Source organism: Microbulbifer epialgicus, from assembly GCF_041447265.1.
Lineage (GTDB): Bacteria > Pseudomonadota > Gammaproteobacteria > Pseudomonadales > Cellvibrionaceae > Microbulbifer > Microbulbifer epialgicus.
Genome location: NZ_JBGMEK010000005.1, coordinates 25,933 through 42,056, shown reverse-complemented (window position 1 = coordinate 42,056; position 16,124 = coordinate 25,933). Strand labels below are relative to the sequence as shown.

Below are 16,124 nucleotides of genomic sequence, written 5' to 3'. Positions count from 1 at the left end.
GAATCCCCCGACGGTGCAACAGCACAAACAATGAAAAAGATCAGAGAGCAAACAATGAGAGCGAGAAATTCACAATCCATGCGGGCAGGTGTTCGCTGGCTGGTAACCCTGGTAGCTGCATTTGCCGCTTTGGGTAGCTGGGCACAGGATGACAATATAGCAATGCCTGAGCCTCCAGCTCCCCCCACGCTAGATGCCGAAGCACCGGAGGCCCGCAAGCCCGATACACGGGTGCGCATCATGCACGATAACAACGGCGTACTGACCATTAAAACCCAGGCAGAGGATGGTGAGCGCAGTGAAGTTAGGGTGGATCTTGGCTCAGAGTTTGGCGGCCCCTGGAGTCAGCGAATCATTGAGAAGCTTGAGAGTAAGGGGATTCTCGATGAGCGCGGAGAGGTGGTTGAGGAAGCCCTCGACAGTGTCCCGGATAATGTTGAGATCGGTCTTTCCAAAAAATATGACTCTGCATCCAGTAACCGGGAGGAATCTCACACTGGTATAGATTTCCACCAGGTAGTGACACTGCCGGTGCTGGCTCTGCTCTGTGTCTTTGGTATGCCGGTGCTAATTGTCTGGTTGGTAACTCATAACAGCTACCGCAAGAAACAATTGGTAGTGGAAAATATCAACCGCATGGTCGCTGAAGGCCGCGATGTTCCGCCTGAAATGCTGGATATGCTTGAGGGTAATAGCCCCAGGAATCCTGCCGACAGAGGTATCACTCTCATTGCGGTAGGTGCTGCGGTGTTTATCTGGCTCACGGCCCTGACTGGTTTTGGTGTAGGCAGTCTGGGCTTGATCCCACTGTTTATCGGCCTGGCCCGCTTTATTAACTGGAAGCTCGATAACAAGCAGGCTTAGGGACCGGACTATGGACCTCAATGACGAGGAATTAATCAGGCGCGTCGTCGAAGACGGGGACCAGCGGGCATATGCCCAGCTAGTTCGTCGCTATCAGTCACAGCTGCGATTCTCGCTCCGTCAGCTGTGCGATGGTGACCAGGGTCTGGCGGACGATATGGCGCAAGAGGCTTTTATTAAGGCCTATAAGGCGTTGCCGGCATTTCGGGGGGATGCCCGGTTCAGCACCTGGTTATACCGTATCGCCTACAATCTCGTCATGAGCCACAAACGCAAGAACGCCCCGGAAGTGAACCAGGATGCGGTCGATCGGGCTCAAGCGGAAGAGACTGTGGAAGAGTCCCTGCAACTGGGTATGGCAAGGGACTTGAACTCTGCTATGGACAGCCTGAGTGAAGCCCAACGTCAGGCGATACACCTATGTATGCAGAGGGGCTTTTCCCATGAGGAGGCGGCAAGCATTATGAAGTTGCCGCTGGGTACGGTAAAATCCCATGTAAATCGCGCCAAGGCCAAGCTGCGTAGCTTGCTCCAACCATGGCACGAGGAGGTGGTTAATGGTTAATTTTGAACAGCGGAATACAAAGGGTGGCACCTTGAGCGATGTTGCGATAGAGGGCAAAGATCCACAGTTCGATGCCTGGCTAAGCGAACAGCTGCAGTTCGATGAGCCCTACCTGGACGACGATGGCTTCTGTGAAAGCGTGATGGCAAAACTGCCTGCGCCCTCCAAGCAGAACGAACGCCGCGCCAGTCGCGTCCAGTACATCGCCGTGCTGGCGGCCTCGGGCATCGTTGCCTGGCAATTCCCGTTCGGCGAAGTGTTGAGCGAAGCTGCGCGCCAGTCCATCAGTCTTTATAGCCTGGTGGGCGTGGGGATGCTCTCCTCACTGGTAGTGATGGCTGGCGGTATTTTTGCTGCACGCCGCTGAAGACTTCGATGCTCGAAGAAAAGAGCGTTACTTGAGGTTTTTGCCTGCCTCTAGCTGTGTATGAGGGGCGGGCTGATTCAATTTTAGCTTTCTATTCGCACCCCTGACCCGGCCTCCCTGTAACAGATAGCCTACCCCTAATTAAGAGTCTGTATTGTCTATGCCCATTGATTAGGGTTGCAGGAGAGTACAAGCAGGCCCTATTCCCTGCCGATTTTCGTTTCTTTAAGGTACTGACTAGTATCAAGGGGGCGGGCTGCCCGTAGGCAGCATTTAGGGTTTTTGTTCAGCTGATACCCAATTCTCGCTCGATTTGGGCTTTACGCCACACGGAATAATTTGGGGGATATTTTGCTTCTTTAGTGTTATCGGCAATTATCGCACGTCCCATGCTGGGCCAGCATAAAACGGCCAGTACTCGTGGGGCAATTACTTGAAAGACCTTCGGGGGCCCCATCAGGGTTTTTAGTTTCTGTACAAGAGGCAGCCAGGAAGCAGGGACTACCTGCTCGGCAATCGCCCAGGAAGCCTGGGGTTCACTACCTAACTGTTTGGTAAGTGACTCATAGCGCAGCATTGCTGCGCGTAGGGTTGCTTGTGGAGGTGCTATTATCACTGCGCGGGCTCTCCGCTCGGCACATAACAGGCATATTTCTTTGGGTAAGCCGCTGCGCTCAGCCAGCTCTGGATTCAGTGCCCAGTCACTAGCCTTTATATGGCACTGGCATATTGAGCAGGCATACTTTGGATTGGAAGCAGTAAACAGTGAACTTACTTTCTGTGGGCGTTCATCATTTCGCCAGAAGAGAGGGTATTTTTCAAAAATAGTGCTGGCAAAGTAACGTGCGTAGATTAACCAATCAATATCGGTAACTGTCCCAAATCGGTCTTTGTGCACCAGATCTGGAATATCCAGGCTATACAGGTGGCGCAGGCAGTGAGGGCAGGGCTTTAGTTCGTCCTCTGGAAAAGCCTTTTGTGCGGCAGTGTAGTCGCTGCTCGCCCAAAGTGGTCCCTGGTAGTTGCCCACAGTGGGGCATTTAGGGGAAATATGAATTTGCCCAAAAGAATTTGCCTGTGCATAAGAGATTTGTTCAAGGCCAAACACAAATACTGGAATGCTTCGGTAGCGCCAGCCACAGGCGAGGCTGTCCAGGTCCGAGTGATCCAGCTGAATGCCAGAGAGAATAGCATTGGCCAGGCTATTTCTATTTGGCTTACTGGTAATAGATAGGTTCAGTTTAGGCTTGCCAGCGGGCGGCTGGTGAGCACTGCTTCGCGGAGTAGATGATGCTACTACTATTGGCTTGAAACTGTGCGGTAACGCTTGAGTTTGGCGATTATGGATAGGCTGAAAGTTGGTTAGCTTCACAATGCTTCCTCAAGGATTTGCAGGATATGGCTCTCAGAGTCCCGCACTACCCGGAATGCAACCCTGCGGGAGCGATCCGGATCTTCTATACCATTGGCATTGAGTACTGGGCGGGCGGAGGAATAGCCTACAGCTGCAACTTTTGCGCGGACCAGTACAGCTTGGGGTGGCGGTAGTAGTGAGTGGGCATACTGCATCACTGCCCTTGATCGCTGCTGTGACAGACGTAAATTATGAAAGTAACCTTCTTCTGGTGCGGATTGCTCACCCCACTCAGAACTTGTATGCCCTTCAATTTGGATTGCCGCAATAGAGTCCATATAGGGAGTCAGTGCGGCAATATACCGAGGTACAAATGAGGACATAATCTCCTGGGCATTGTCACTCAGGGTAAAATCCCCTGTTTTGAACAGTGCGTCACTATTGTTAAAGGAGATGGCGAGGGTTTGCTTATCCAGGGATGCCCCCCAGCGATCCAGATCGTGAGAAAACTCCTGCTGTAGGGTTTGATAGATTGCCAGCTGTGTATCGCGATAAGACTCCGCAAGCTCTCGGATCTTGGCACGTTCATCTATCAGGGAGCGCATCACAAAGACGGCAATACAGAGAAACACCATCATCAGGCCGGCCATCATATCGGATAGGCTGATCCATTGGCTTTCACTGGATTCGCTGCTGGAGTGGGCGCCCTCAAACATGCTCCTCTCCGACCACCTGCTTCACTTGATTGTCGATTCGTTTCATTTGCTGGATTAATTGGCGAAAATCCCTTGAGAACTCACCGCTCAAGGTGCCCAGCGCATCCCCCATCGCCGCCATTACACTCTCTACTTCACTATGTAAACGTTGATCCAGCAGTTCATATTGTCGTTTGATGCTTACGTCTGCATTGGTCAGGTCATGAGTGATCACTTGTGACAATTCAGTAATCATCTGTTGGTGGGTCTTGGCGATAAGTTGTGCAAGCTCAACCATTGACTCTCGATGACTGTTTGCAGTCTCTTGGATAATGTTGGAGAAATGGTTGGGGTCGATATTGGTCAGAACATCGGCGAGAGCCACAACTTTGCTGGTTCTTTGCTCAAAGACCTTAGCCTGGGTTTCACTCAGGGAGATAAGGTGTTGAACTTGAGTGCCCAATTGCTGATTTGTCTTATCAATCCCCTGGGTGAGGGATTCAAATTTGGGCGCTATTTCAGGAATCGATTTTTGCAGTATCTCAATTGAGGCCTGTTGTTCATTCAGCATCACAGATATTTGCTCGGAGTGGGCGCGTTGTTGTTCAACCAGTGAAGGAATAACGTTGAAGATCTCCGGTAATTCGGTAATACGTTGGTGTAACTGCAAAAGGTTTTCTTGAGCGCCGTTAATTTCGATTAGCAGGGATGTGGTTTGTTCACGGTAGATCGCTGCAAGCTCAGCGTGCTGCTCATGCTGATCGATTAATGCTTGTAGGGCAGGGGATACTGCTTCCAACTGATGAATAAACTGTTGCAGGTTGTCACCCATTTGTGCGTTCAGACCCTGATTAAACTCCTCCACAACCGAGGTGAGTGACTGTAAAACCTCTTTACTAATATTGTGTTGAAACTTGGCTAAATCCTGTCGCTGACCATTAATTGCCAGCAAAAGATCATCTACAGTGGCCTTGGCTGGCTGTTCTTTACTAAATATTTGGAAAATGGTACGCAAAACCAGTGAAAGGAACAGGCCCAGGATACTGGTCATAAACGCGGTTTCGAGACCCTGCATTAGCCCTGAAATCGAGGTATCGATATCAGTTAGGTCGAAGCCATAGATACCAAGAATAATACCGATGAAAGTGCCAAGTATACCGAGAGCGGTCAGTATGGATGGAGTTTCTTTTACAAAGCGTGGAAACTTGCCAAACGGGTAGAGGGTCAAAGCTATAGTGCCAAGGGCAAGCATAACTATAAGAAAGGTGTCGGTTACCTGCTCTGGAGATAACTTGGTCAACCAGTGGTAGAAAAACTGGGTCATTATTGATCCTTTACAACTTTCTGCATTGTTATTTCGTGATAAAAGGGCCCATTGGGTATCCGCCCAGTGCCCTGACTAAGTACTTTCATTTGCGGTAAAGATTTCACCACATCGGTAATGGTGCGGAACTTTGCCTGCTTATTTCCGGCGGGGTGAATATAGGTCCCAACAAGGCCAGACTGCTGAATCTCGAAAACACCGCAGTTGACTGGAAGACGCTCTTGCTTGAATAGCAGAAAATGCATCACGCTACCATTGCTGAGGTATTGATAGAGGGCATTAGTAATTAATTGAATTTGCTCAACGGAAAAGAAATTGAGTAGATCCCAAAGCAAAATACAATCCAGGTTTTCAGGCAGAGTGGCCTGTCGCAATGCAGCTTGCACCGCGCTATCAAAGGGTACCTTGCGACTACATTGCCACAGAATTGCAGAATAGAGATCCGAGATAAATAGTTCACCCACTTCTCGTTGGAGGTACTGCATATTCCTGCCAGCCTTTTTTCCGACATCGAAAGCCTTACTGACGGGGGAGCGCTTGATGTGTGCTAATGCTGTGTCGAGAGCAGTTAAGGGGAGTTCAGTGAGAGTTGTCTGCCTGAAAGCGGAGATTGCGCCTGAGGCTCCCCCAGCCCGTATAGCATTTTGTGACTTCACGTGGCCATACTCAAACATCAGCTCGATAAGATCTTTACGCATGCCTTTCCTGTGTAGGAGAGAGGAGCGCAGGGAAAAGTTACCCATGGTTTTCATCAGGTTAAGTGAAGAATACCGATACGTGGGTAGCGGCTCTTTCAGTGCTAGAGCTTCAGAATTAAAAGTAAATCCAGATAGGCGCTTAAAGTCGGCGGGTGCTTTAGGCATTGTGCCGGTGTAAAGCATCGTATGAAAGATAGTACCAGGCTTTAAGTGAGGGCGGATTTCCTCAATTAGCTGTGTAATAAGCTCGGGTTCCATAAAGTTAAATAGATCCCAGCAGAGCACAACATCAATTTTAATCCGTTGCGGCTTTCTGGTTAGATGTTCAGAGAGCCGTGTGGCTCGGGTTTGCGCATCAAATGAACAGGTGTCAAGCAGAAGGCTACGTAAATCTTCAATAAATGTCTGGCAAGAAAGCTCCAAAAAGGTTTGTGTGGTGCCGAATGAAAGGCATCCCAAATCCAATACTTTGCCACCGGGCTGAATGACTTCATCCACCAAGGCGGCAATACCAAACGAATGATGCTGCAACATATTTCCACATTAAAAGCTAGAGCCCCGGCAATAGCCGGGGCTCGTACTGAGGTTTATCCGAGGTAGTTAACTCAGCTCTCCTCTGCTTCCTCTTCGGTCTTCTTAGTGCCGAACAGGTAGTCGCTGGTATCGGACAGGCGGGATGAATCACTGGCAGTTGAGCTGCTGGAGGTATAGGAAGAATTGCTCTGCGAGCGATTTGCGGGTTTATCTTCTGTTGCCGGCAGGTCTGGGTGTACCAGTCGGTCTGAGAATTCCTTGTGGCGTTCCTTCATTTCGGAGTCGGTATCTACCATATCCATGGAACCACGGAATTTACCACCATCATCCAGTTTGATTCTTGGCGCGATGAGATTGCCATTTACCTGAGCAGTATTTCGGATCTCGATCAGTTCGTCAGCAAGAGCGTCGCCATCCAGGGTGCCTTCCACAACAATATTTTTTGCGTGAATATTTGCAGTCACCGCACCGCCGGTACCGACAGAAAGGTTGTGGCCAACCATGATAACGGTACCGTCAACGGTGCCTTCTACATGAAGATCTTCAGTGCCAATCAGCTCACCACGGAAATTAATACCCTCGCCAAGCACTGATTTGGCGCCTGAATTCGAGAGAGATGATTGCTGTTCACTAGCGCTCATGCCTGCTAGAAAGGGTGTGGAGTCATTTGTTTTCTCAGTGCTCATCTAAATAATTCTCTTCGTTGTGGAAAAAGTCAGCTATTGAGTCTCTTGTAATCACGCCCACAGTTGAAGTGTTATCGGTGGGTTAGGTTATACGTCGAGGTGAAAAATCACAGGTACCCCATGTGAGAGTAGAGTTCTCATAATGGCAGTACATACATGTCTATTTTTTCGTAAAAACCTGAATGCCGCTATACAATTATCTTCTACTATTAAGGATTTCTCTTTCTCCTATTCCATGCTCTTGACGATGGAGCATTTGTTTCATTCAGCTGGAGAATTTTTGTACATGTATTTTCATTTCTACATTAATCGTTGGGTAGATTTTTTATACTATTTCTGAGCGGCTTCTTCTTTCCACAGGTGTTTGGTGTCAGATTTAAAGGTTAGTCCTGACTAATGTGAGCGCTCGCTAACACCGATTATGCTAAGCGATTTACAAAACTTTACCTGTGACTCTTGTCTGTATAAAAATAGTCCTACTACCTAACGACGACTGACCTCTACGATTGTTCACTATCTCGTCGCATTCTTACTATTACATTAAGCTGTAATTTGTAAGTAAATATTTACTTTCTGGCGTGGAGGGCATACTGCTTATTGTCTGCTGATGGGTATTGCGCCCTGCCGGGCACACATCAATATGATTGGGTTGTTACTACCTTACAGCGAGCTAGCTACCGTAAAACGGTTCGGCAATCAATCAAGCTGACCTCGACTTGAATGGGCTGAATTTAGCACGAATTGCACACAAAAAGTGTGACATGGAGCACTTTTTGCTTGGCTTAAAGCTGACTGTAGATGCATTGGTCTATCCTGATCAATAGTGCCGTATATTACCAAGGGGTTTGCAACGGAAAAAGTTGAGCCAGCTCTTCATGGTGGTTGAGATGTAAAAATTTTTGAAAATTTAACGCCTAAGGTGCAGGTAGTAGCTTTTTGTAAAAAGACGATACCCCTAATTCTTGGCGCTGATGATAAATATTTCAGCAAGAAACTATTTTATAGTTGAGAGTTTTTCTATCCACTTCTGAGTGCAATTTGCATGTATATTTTCCCCTTTCTTTAGAGGTTATTAATGGATGAATGGTTTTAAGAATGTTTATTCCTTGGTAAATAACTTTTTGCCGGAAGGCCTGCTCAAGACACTTCAAGATGAATTTTCAGATCTAAGATTTACAAGGAGGTCTGGAGGGATACGCAATGCAGAGAAAAAGAATAGTTCTATAGCGGCCCTGGCCAAATCAGAATTGGTTTTAGGGTTAGTTCAGAAGTATTTAGCCGGGCCTCCTCGGCTAGTAAGGAGTATCCTGTTTGATAAAAACGAGAGGAGTAACTGGCTTGTTACCTGGCATCAGGATAAAACTGTAGCGGTTTCCTCTAAATTTTCTGAGCTCGGATGGGGCCCCTGGACTATTAAGGACAGCGTTCATCATGTACAGCCCCCTCTATATGTTCTTAAAAAAATGATTAGTATCCGTATTCATCTGGATGGTGCTGGCGTTGGTAATGGTTGTTTAAAGCTTCTTCCTGGTAGTCACCAACATGGGATATTTCAACAAGATGAAATAAACAAATATGTTAAAGAGCATGACCCGATTGCTTGTGAAGTGACGTCCGGTTCTGCACTAATAATGTATCCGCTTATTCTTCATGCATCAGATAAGGCTTTACGCCCTAAACGCCGGAGAGTAATACATTTGGAGTATAGCTGCTATGAGCTACCATCTGGCGTTACCTGGGCATAGTACTACCATAATTAACTCATAATTTAATACGAGTTGAAGACCCTGGTTGTTACATATAAGAAAAGGGAGTTAAGGTCTATATTCTACAATGCCGGGTTGCTTGAACCAGGCCCGGTATGTGTCTAGCTGATAATTATTGATTTATTTCTCTCTAGGCGATTTCGTTGGTTCCTGGAAGGTGCTGCTGGGTCAGAAGGAAAGAATACACTGCATTCGAGACGCGCTGCGAATACATCCCTGTAAGCTTGTAATCGGCATCCATGCTTCATACGGTCTATTCTTCGCTCCCCCCTTTTAGTAAGGCGTGCCGGATGTTATGTGTTTGGAGAAGTGGTCTTTAAACATCCATAGGATTTGACGCTTTTATGTAGCAGGTATTTGTTGTTGGGAGTGGCTTTTCCATATTTAAAAAAATAAAAATATATATTTTGTGAATTTTTCTTTTTAATGGTATTTGGAGTTGCTAGAATCTTGGGTGGCCAAATATAGGGTTGATTTATTGGGTCGGGAAGCAGGTTTGTTCCTCCTGTTATTGTAAGGATAATTAAGTTAAAAATGGTGAAAAATGAATATTCAAATAATAAAGTTTTTAGCAAAATTGGCGATTATTTTCGGAGTTTTTCAAGTTCAAGCATTTGAACCTAAATCTGATTTTCCGGTGAGTTTGGAGCGTGTTCGTCATTGCCAAAACTTTTTTTGTACTCGGCAATATACTCAACCTGAGTATCATGCGTGGGAGCAAGAGGGTGTCAGTAACACCCATCAGTTATACACTCAGATTGCCAGAATTCGGCAGCCTGAACGGGAAGATGTGCGAAATCTGGTATTTATTTCTGCCGGACAGCAGCCACCGGGATATGGTTCTGAAAGTGCTGTAACAGGTCAGGGGGATAACTATAAAAAAGACTGTGGGATCTCAGAAAGATCCTGTTCTCGGAGTGTAGATGGTCGCTCACTTGCTCGGCAGGTGCTGGATTCAGAGCATTTTCCTGCAGACGATACTTTCTTTGCTGTAGCCTTTGATGCGCAATTTAACTATTTGGTGAGCAGTAGTGAGAAATCTCGTATAGAAAGGGCCTACCTCAATTGGCTAAAATCAAAAGCTTACGTTTCAAATCTTGAAACCATCTACTTGGCGGGATCATCTAGGGGTGGTTGCTTGGCAATGCGCTTGGCTAAAGCGCTGCGCAATGATCCAGCCTTTCGTAACATCCGAACTATAGTTCATAGTTTTGATGGAGTCTGCAAGTGGGATCAAAATGAGATGGGTGTAACTTCCTCATTTTTTCGCAATCCAGGAAATACAAACTATTTGAGCTACTATACAGATCTCAATGCTCAGTTTCCCTATAAAGACAACTTATATATCCGACAATTGGCGGGAGGTGATGAGGTTATTGAATTAACAGGAGTGCACTCTTTTGTTTATACGGCAACGGATATCAATTTAGGGTGGTATACTCAAAAATGGGTCGATTTGAGTCATATTACTATCGATCGAGATATGAGTCCGACCGTGAGAGATCAGACCGTAGTACCTTTTTTGCAACACTTGGACGAGGTTCTTTAGTCAATCGTCAGTATTTATACTTGATTTGGAGTTAGGTTTTTATACTTTTTTTAGGTTTATTGGATGGAAGATGAGGGCAGCTGGGAAGTGGTCCTCGTTGTGTGTGGAGGTTGTTAATTCATATCTTATCATTATGTCTATACGGGAAGGATAATAATCGCCTGCTAGTCTATTTAATATAGCCAGCCTGTCCTGAAAGAGATCCCTACGTATACAAACAGAACGGAGAGAAGTGTTACTGGAATTATATGGTAGGCGAGAGCCCTCAGGTTTTGGGTGGAGAGATTTGGAATGACCCTGAGTCTTGCGTCAATAGCAAGGAGGAATGTACAGCCCAATATGATAAGCTTGTATGAAATAAGTCTCGAAACCGGATTCGAGAAGTTAAACCATTGGGATATATCGGGCAAGAGATTGAAAGCTAGATAGATACCGGAAAAAATCTGTAGAAGAAGGGCAGGAATACCAATTTTCTCATAGCTTCTTTCAAACCTTGAGATAAATTCAATATCATTATTTCTCAGGGCGAAGGGGAGGATGGTGCATGCCAGCACCAGATGACCTCCAGTCCAAATGGTTGCACCTAGCAAATGCAAAAACAGTACTACCTCGTACATCTTAACCTCAGTTACGAATCCTTTGTCGGGCACTATATCGGCAAATTTAATTAATGCCTACCAGTTTTTAGAGGGCTAGTGAAATATTCATTAATATTTTTCTTGTGAGAGATGCCGGGTGGGCTTGCTTGCTACTAATAAGGCTGCTCATATGAATATGATGGTATTTGATAGTGTTTTTTCGGGGGTGTCTCTAAAAAAATACTAAAAAGTTGATGTGGATCAGTATGACTTGTCAGGGGTAGAGGTAAGGCCTAAGCCTATTTGTTAGGTTCTGAGTGGGACAAGGTCAGTGGACGCCGCAACTGATACTATCTTTGGTAAACATCGGCAAATAGCAATTGTTAATATGGTGAAATCGAAAGCCAGCGAGATGGCCCTTGTTACTCCTAGGTTCGAGTTATCCCCACAATTCGAGCGAAAGGAAATAGCATGCCGCTTTGAAAAACTAACGTACTACTGGGTCAGAAGGAAAAAATACACTGCGCTCGGGACTCGCTGTGAATACATCCCTGTAATCTCGTAATCGGCATCCATGCCTCATACGGTCCCGAGCGCAGTGTATTTTTTCCTTCCTAGTATGTTTTGCGACACTGTCAATATCGCAGTTTTGGGGTTCCCAAGTACCTCTATATGGAATATTAAAGGGATCAGTTGCACAAGAGCTGTACAACTATATTTGGGTTTATTGCGGTCCGCCTTGTTACAGAGTGGTAGGGCTAAATGCCCAAGCATACCAGATGCATCTTTCGTGAAGGTACTGTGGAAGGTGCCAAATTCAAAGCTGTTGGGAGTTGTAAAAGTTAAGACGGACCAGAGAGTGTTACCGCTATTCTGCTGTCTTCGGAAGAAGCCATTTGGGGACAAAGAGTGCTGCGCAAATTCGGTTGACGTTGATGTCGACACAATTCAAAAGTATGTGAAGTAACAGGAAAAGCTCGACCAGCGGCAGCCCCAGTTGGATCTACAGAAATAAATCCAGGTTGAGATAATTCACGGCCAGTCTTCTGAGAGGCTTGGCTTTATAGCCCCTTTTAAGAGGCAGAGGAAATTCCGCATTCAAAGAATACGGATTTTTACTCTTGTAAACAGCCGGCTAAGGTGCAAAGTCAAGTTGCTAAGACAATCCTTGCGATCTACAGAGCTTCCCAGGATTTCATCTCCCTTAAAAATCAACCTGCTCCCAGTCTGCAACTGTTTCCAGAGAAAACCGCTGGCCCTTATCGGCGGTGTTGCACTGATAAATTTGTAGTTGTTCCCCGTTATCAGCACTGGTCCCGGGAGTGTCAATACAGTATTTCCAGTCTTTGTCTCTATTTTGAATGATACTGCTTTCCTGCACCTGCCATTTTTCTGAATTCCCCCCATCGCAATCCCACAGGTGCATCTTATCGCCATTATCTGCATTACCTGAGTTGTAGTCCACGCAGTATTTATTATTACCCTTGGGTCTTAATTGTCCTTCGGCGGTATAAACAAATTGTTGGTTGTTGCTGGAATTGCAGCTACTCAAGGTTAAATCTGAACCATTGCTATAACCCTGAGCCACATTGAGACACAAACTGGAGTCCTCTGTAGAGCGGATACGGAAATATCCCGGCAGGCTTCTTCTTACACCGACAAAAGGGATAGCTTGGATGGTGTAGTCAGGTGTGTCAGCGACAGTAATTGGGTCTATACCAATTACTGTAGCGCCGTGGGCCACAGCGAGATAGGCATAGCCGAAATCGGTGTTGTTAAAATCTCCAGAGCTGCTCCAAAGGTGCATTAGCTGTTTGCTATCGGATGCCTCATTCGCGGTAACCTGATAGTGATCGCCCGCTTTAACATTCCCGCAAAATATCTTTTTGGAGCTGCTGGAGTCCATTGAGTCAACGGTGCTGGAAAACTCCTCGGGGTCAGCAGTGTCGATGTCCGGGCAGAGGAAGGCTTGCAAGGGGTAGCTATACAGGGCTGACTCCATCCGGTTATTAACGTTACCACTCTGCCCCCCAGTAAATATCACCAGTACCTTTTTGTTCTCGGATAATAGCTCTCCCACCGTGGGCCAGCCGGTCTCCCTTAGGGTATCGCGGTAGTTTGTTGAAGTTGAGCTCTCTTGGAGGTGGATCAACATATCTTGATAGCTAAACTGTAAATCGCCCAGTTCCCGTTTGATATATTGATCCAATAGGTAAATCTCATCTGCATACCAGGCGGCAAACCAATTATTATTCGGTTTCATATCAATATAAAGCATTAGGGGTGCATCAAGCTCGTTGTTAGCAAGCCAGGCCTTAATATCGTCCAAGCAGTGCTCCAGTCGATCATCTCCCCCGTTGTTCTTACACATATGATTACCGATATCGCTTTGGCCATGGGCAACATAGGGGCCGTGACTGCTACCTTGCCATGAGCCGTGATCGACCACATCCAGCTCCAGAGAGCGAAAGCCCTTGTCCAGCCAGTCGGTCAGGGTTTCCCCCTCGGACAGTCGCTCGTAACTATTGTGGGGTTGTAGGTAGTAAAGTTGATCGATGCGGTGATGCTCTTTGACAGATTCGGCTTGGAATTTAGGCATTAATTGGGTTGTGGCGTTGATATCAGCACTTAGTGAAACCATAAGTGAGAATGCCATGGAGCAGAGAGGTAATTTGATCATTTTAGCTTCCAGTAAAATTTTTATCGGGCCTGGCGACTATTGTAAATGGGGTGACGATTTTATGGATGGTATGTGAAGGAGATATTACGCTGGGGTGCTTGAATACACAGGTGATGTTTGTGTGTCTGGTCACAAAATAATCCCATTTGAAAAGTTTGTGATTATAAATCCCAGTGAGAGTACCTATTTACGAAAAGGATTACTGAGGACCTGGGTAGGGGCACATGGTGGAGTCTATTAGACTATATTGATCTACTTTCGGGTTCATTTGGGTGTAAATAAATGGAAAATGAAGTTGGAGCTCACTTTACTTTTTAGGGTGCGATTTTGACGTTACAGCTTTCTTACTAAAAAGGGGGAAGGAAAGAATACACTGTGCTCGGGACCGGATGAGGGATGGATGCCGATTACGTGCTTACAGGGATGTATTCACAGCGCGTCTCGAGTGCAGTGTATTCTTTCCTTGAATAGGGTTTAAAGAGTGCTATCCGTTTGATTTTCTGGGCGGGCATTAATAAAAGCCGGCAGCTCATTACAGGCTTGTGCAATTTTCTGTATTTTGGGGTAACTACCGATATCCATACCAAAGCGCTCGGCATTGTAGATTTGCGGTAGCAAGCAGCACTCAAACAGTCCGGGTTTATCACCAGCGGCAAAGGGAGCCGGTTCGAGTTCTTGCTCCAAGGCTGAGAAGCCTAGATCAACCCAGTGCTGAATCCACTGTATTTTCTGCTCGTCGCTGATTTTGTATTCGGCTTGCAGATATTTAAAAGTACGCAGGTTTTGTAAGGGCTGGATATCGCTGGAAATAATGTGGGCAAGGGCACGGATATGAGCCCGATTTTCGCGCCCTTCTGGTAGCAGCGGTGGCTGTGGATAGGCCTCCTCCAGCCACTCCAATATGGCAATGGATTGGGTTAGGCTTAAGTCTCCCTCGTTTAGGGTGGGTACCAACCCCTGTGGGTTAAGCGCTAGGTAATTATCATCAAGTTGCTCCCCTTTCGACAGGTTCACTGGATGATAGTTGTACTCGAGCTGCTTCAAATTGAGGCCTATGCGAACTCGATAGCTCGCCGAGGAGCGGAAATATCCGTAAAGGTCCATTTTCTTTCCTTTCTTCAGTTGTTATCTGTGTGGTAATTCTTGCTAATTATGTATTTGTAACGAAATCAGTCACTGAGTTTTCCAAGAGTCGACGTAATTCGTTAATTCTACAGCGTAGGCATCAGGCAGTATGTCCCACGGTGTGCGGCTGTCGATCATTACGGCGACCTCATCTGTCTCTTTCCTGGCGTGCCTGGCGGCTGTTGCCAAGGCCTTTGGGTGCGGGCCATGGGTAAAGCCCATTGGGTGTAGAGTCAACATACCTGGGTGAATATTGTCGCGGCTAAAGAAGTTACCGCGGTGGTAGAAAATGAGCTCATCGTAGTCGTCGTTACTATGAAAAAACGGCACTTTGAGCGCGCCCGGATCACTTTCCAGGGGCCGCGGTACAAAGGTAGCTACTATAAATCCGGATGCAATAAAGGTGGTATGTACAGAGGGTGGAAGATGGTAACGGTGGCTCATCAAGGGGCGTAAATCCCGCCAATTGATCCGCACCGCTAGGTTGTCGCCGGTCCAGCCGGTGGCATCAAGTGGATTAAAGGGGTAAATAATGGTTGAAAGCTGTTGACGGGCCTTCACGACAACACGCCATTCTGTATCTGCCTGCTGCTCCTGAAATGCGTTGTCGATTGCGGGAACATCCAACATTGCCTCGTCGAAGATCGCATTGGGGCCCAATATGCCTTTTTCTGGCATCTGGAAGGCGCCGCTGCTCGCTTCCAGCATCAGTAGCTCCAAGGGTTCATCCTCTGTGGGAACCAAGCGCCACATAGTGCCCCGAGGCAGTAGGATGTAATCGCCATCGCGAACTTTCAGGTGGCCGAAATCACAAAATAGCTCGCCGCTGCCATTGTGAACAAAAAGGAGCTGATCCCCGTCGGCATTGCGTACCAAATGATCCATTTGCTTGTGGCAGGTCCAGAGCCCTATAAGGCTGTTACTGTTGCGAAGTATTGGCTTTTGGTCCCAGGGGCTGCCCTCCTTGTGGATCATTTTTGTACTGTCAAAGGCATGTGGGCGCAGTGGTCCCTCGAAACCGCTCCAGGCGGTGGGAGGATGGCTGTGGTAAAAGTGCGTACAAGGGCCTAAAAAGCCCTCCTTGCCCATCTCTCTTTCAAAAGTGTTTGGAGGGAGGTCTGCATGAGCCTGGCGGCTGGCCTTACCTTCGGTTCTGGGAAAGCGTATCCACTTGTTCATAGGCAACCTCGCATCTGCGGGGCAGGGCGGCGTTTAACGGCTGATTGAGGTTCGCCCCATTCAGCCAAGGCACTGCGCATACTTTTCGCGTTTTTCCAGTATATGTTTAGCAAAAATGGCGCATAAACCCCTATAATGTGCGACCAATTTTTCCTCGTGG

General features: G+C 46.9%; 14 protein-coding genes. 5 read left to right on the top strand and 9 right to left on the bottom strand.

From position 1 onward, the window contains the following. The first annotated feature begins 54 nt into the window (after window positions 1-54). The 3 genes from ACCI49_RS03985 to ACCI49_RS03975 are packed head-to-tail and all read left to right on the top strand — an operon-like array spanning window position 55 to window position 1,796. Entirely contained in the window at window positions 55-864 is an 810-nt protein-coding gene (locus ACCI49_RS03985) for a DUF6249 domain-containing protein (RefSeq protein WP_371837685.1), read from the top strand. Between the two features lie 10 nt (window positions 865-874). Further along, entirely contained in the window at window positions 875-1,429 is a 555-nt protein-coding gene (locus ACCI49_RS03980; RefSeq protein ID WP_371837684.1) for a sigma-70 family RNA polymerase sigma factor, read from the top strand. Further along, window positions 1,422-1,796, top strand: a complete 375-nt coding sequence (locus tag ACCI49_RS03975; protein WP_371837683.1) for a hypothetical protein — start codon at window positions 1,422-1,424, stop codon at window positions 1,794-1,796. Before ACCI49_RS03980 ends, ACCI49_RS03975 begins: the two co-directional genes overlap by 8 nt. A 286-nt stretch (window positions 1,797-2,082) precedes the next feature. Here ACCI49_RS03975 and ACCI49_RS03970 read toward each other — a convergent pair whose 3' ends face one another. The 5 genes from ACCI49_RS03970 to ACCI49_RS03950 all read right to left on the bottom strand — a co-directional run bounded on the left by ACCI49_RS03970 (window position 2,083) and on the right by ACCI49_RS03950 (window position 7,087). Beyond that, window positions 2,083-3,168, bottom strand: coding sequence for a hypothetical protein (locus ACCI49_RS03970; RefSeq protein ID WP_371837682.1), 1,086 nt, complete (start codon window positions 3,166-3,168; stop codon window positions 2,083-2,085). Continuing rightward, window positions 3,165-3,866: an OmpA/MotB family protein gene (locus ACCI49_RS03965; RefSeq protein WP_371837681.1), complete on the bottom strand. Its 702-nt coding sequence runs from the start codon at window positions 3,864-3,866 to the stop codon at window positions 3,165-3,167. Before ACCI49_RS03965 ends, ACCI49_RS03970 begins: the two co-directional genes overlap by 4 nt. Next, on the bottom strand, window positions 3,859-5,169 hold the full coding sequence (locus tag ACCI49_RS03960) for a MotA/TolQ/ExbB proton channel family protein (RefSeq protein WP_371837680.1): 1,311 nt from the start codon (window positions 5,167-5,169) through the stop codon (window positions 3,859-3,861). Before ACCI49_RS03960 ends, ACCI49_RS03965 begins: the two co-directional genes overlap by 8 nt. Next, a complete protein-coding gene (locus tag ACCI49_RS03955) occupies window positions 5,169-6,401 on the bottom strand; it encodes a class I SAM-dependent methyltransferase (protein WP_371837679.1) in 1,233 nt (410 codons plus the stop codon). Before ACCI49_RS03955 ends, ACCI49_RS03960 begins: the two co-directional genes overlap by 1 nt. 71 nt (window positions 6,402-6,472) lie before the next feature. After that, the gene (locus ACCI49_RS03950; RefSeq protein WP_371837678.1) at window positions 6,473-7,087 is read right to left on the bottom strand and encodes a bactofilin family protein; all 615 of its coding nucleotides are present in this window, start codon (window positions 7,085-7,087) and stop codon (window positions 6,473-6,475) included. Window positions 7,088-8,166: 1,079 nt separating this feature from the next. Between ACCI49_RS03950 and ACCI49_RS03945 the strand changes: the two genes are divergently transcribed. Together ACCI49_RS03945 and ACCI49_RS03940 are read left to right on the top strand one after the other, a co-directional pair. Beyond that, the gene (locus ACCI49_RS03945) at window positions 8,167-8,832 is read left to right on the top strand and encodes a phytanoyl-CoA dioxygenase family protein (protein ID WP_371837677.1); all 666 of its coding nucleotides are present in this window, start codon (window positions 8,167-8,169) and stop codon (window positions 8,830-8,832) included. Window positions 8,833-9,397: 565 nt separating this feature from the next. Further along, window positions 9,398-10,402, top strand: coding sequence for a hypothetical protein (locus ACCI49_RS03940; RefSeq protein ID WP_371837676.1), 1,005 nt, complete (start codon window positions 9,398-9,400; stop codon window positions 10,400-10,402). 173 nt (window positions 10,403-10,575) lie between these two features. Here ACCI49_RS03940 and ACCI49_RS03935 read toward each other — a convergent pair whose 3' ends face one another. From ACCI49_RS03935 to ACCI49_RS03920, 4 genes are all read right to left on the bottom strand, one after another. Next, window positions 10,576-11,052 (bottom strand): CopD family protein, encoded by a 477-nt coding sequence (locus ACCI49_RS03935; RefSeq protein WP_371837675.1) that lies wholly within the window; start codon window positions 11,050-11,052, stop codon window positions 10,576-10,578. A gap of 1,132 nt (window positions 11,053-12,184) precedes the next feature. Continuing rightward, complete coding sequence (locus tag ACCI49_RS03930) at window positions 12,185-13,660, bottom strand: ricin-type beta-trefoil lectin domain protein (RefSeq protein ID WP_371837674.1); 1,476 nt, start codon at window positions 13,658-13,660, stop codon at window positions 12,185-12,187. A gap of 474 nt (window positions 13,661-14,134) precedes the next feature. After that, window positions 14,135-14,764, bottom strand: coding sequence for a maleylacetoacetate isomerase (gene maiA, locus ACCI49_RS03925; RefSeq protein ID WP_371837673.1), 630 nt, complete (start codon window positions 14,762-14,764; stop codon window positions 14,135-14,137). Between the two features lie 69 nt (window positions 14,765-14,833). Continuing rightward, on the bottom strand, window positions 14,834-15,964 hold the full coding sequence (locus tag ACCI49_RS03920) for a homogentisate 1,2-dioxygenase (protein ID WP_371837672.1): 1,131 nt from the start codon (window positions 15,962-15,964) through the stop codon (window positions 14,834-14,836). Window positions 15,965-16,124: the final 160 nt, after the last annotated feature.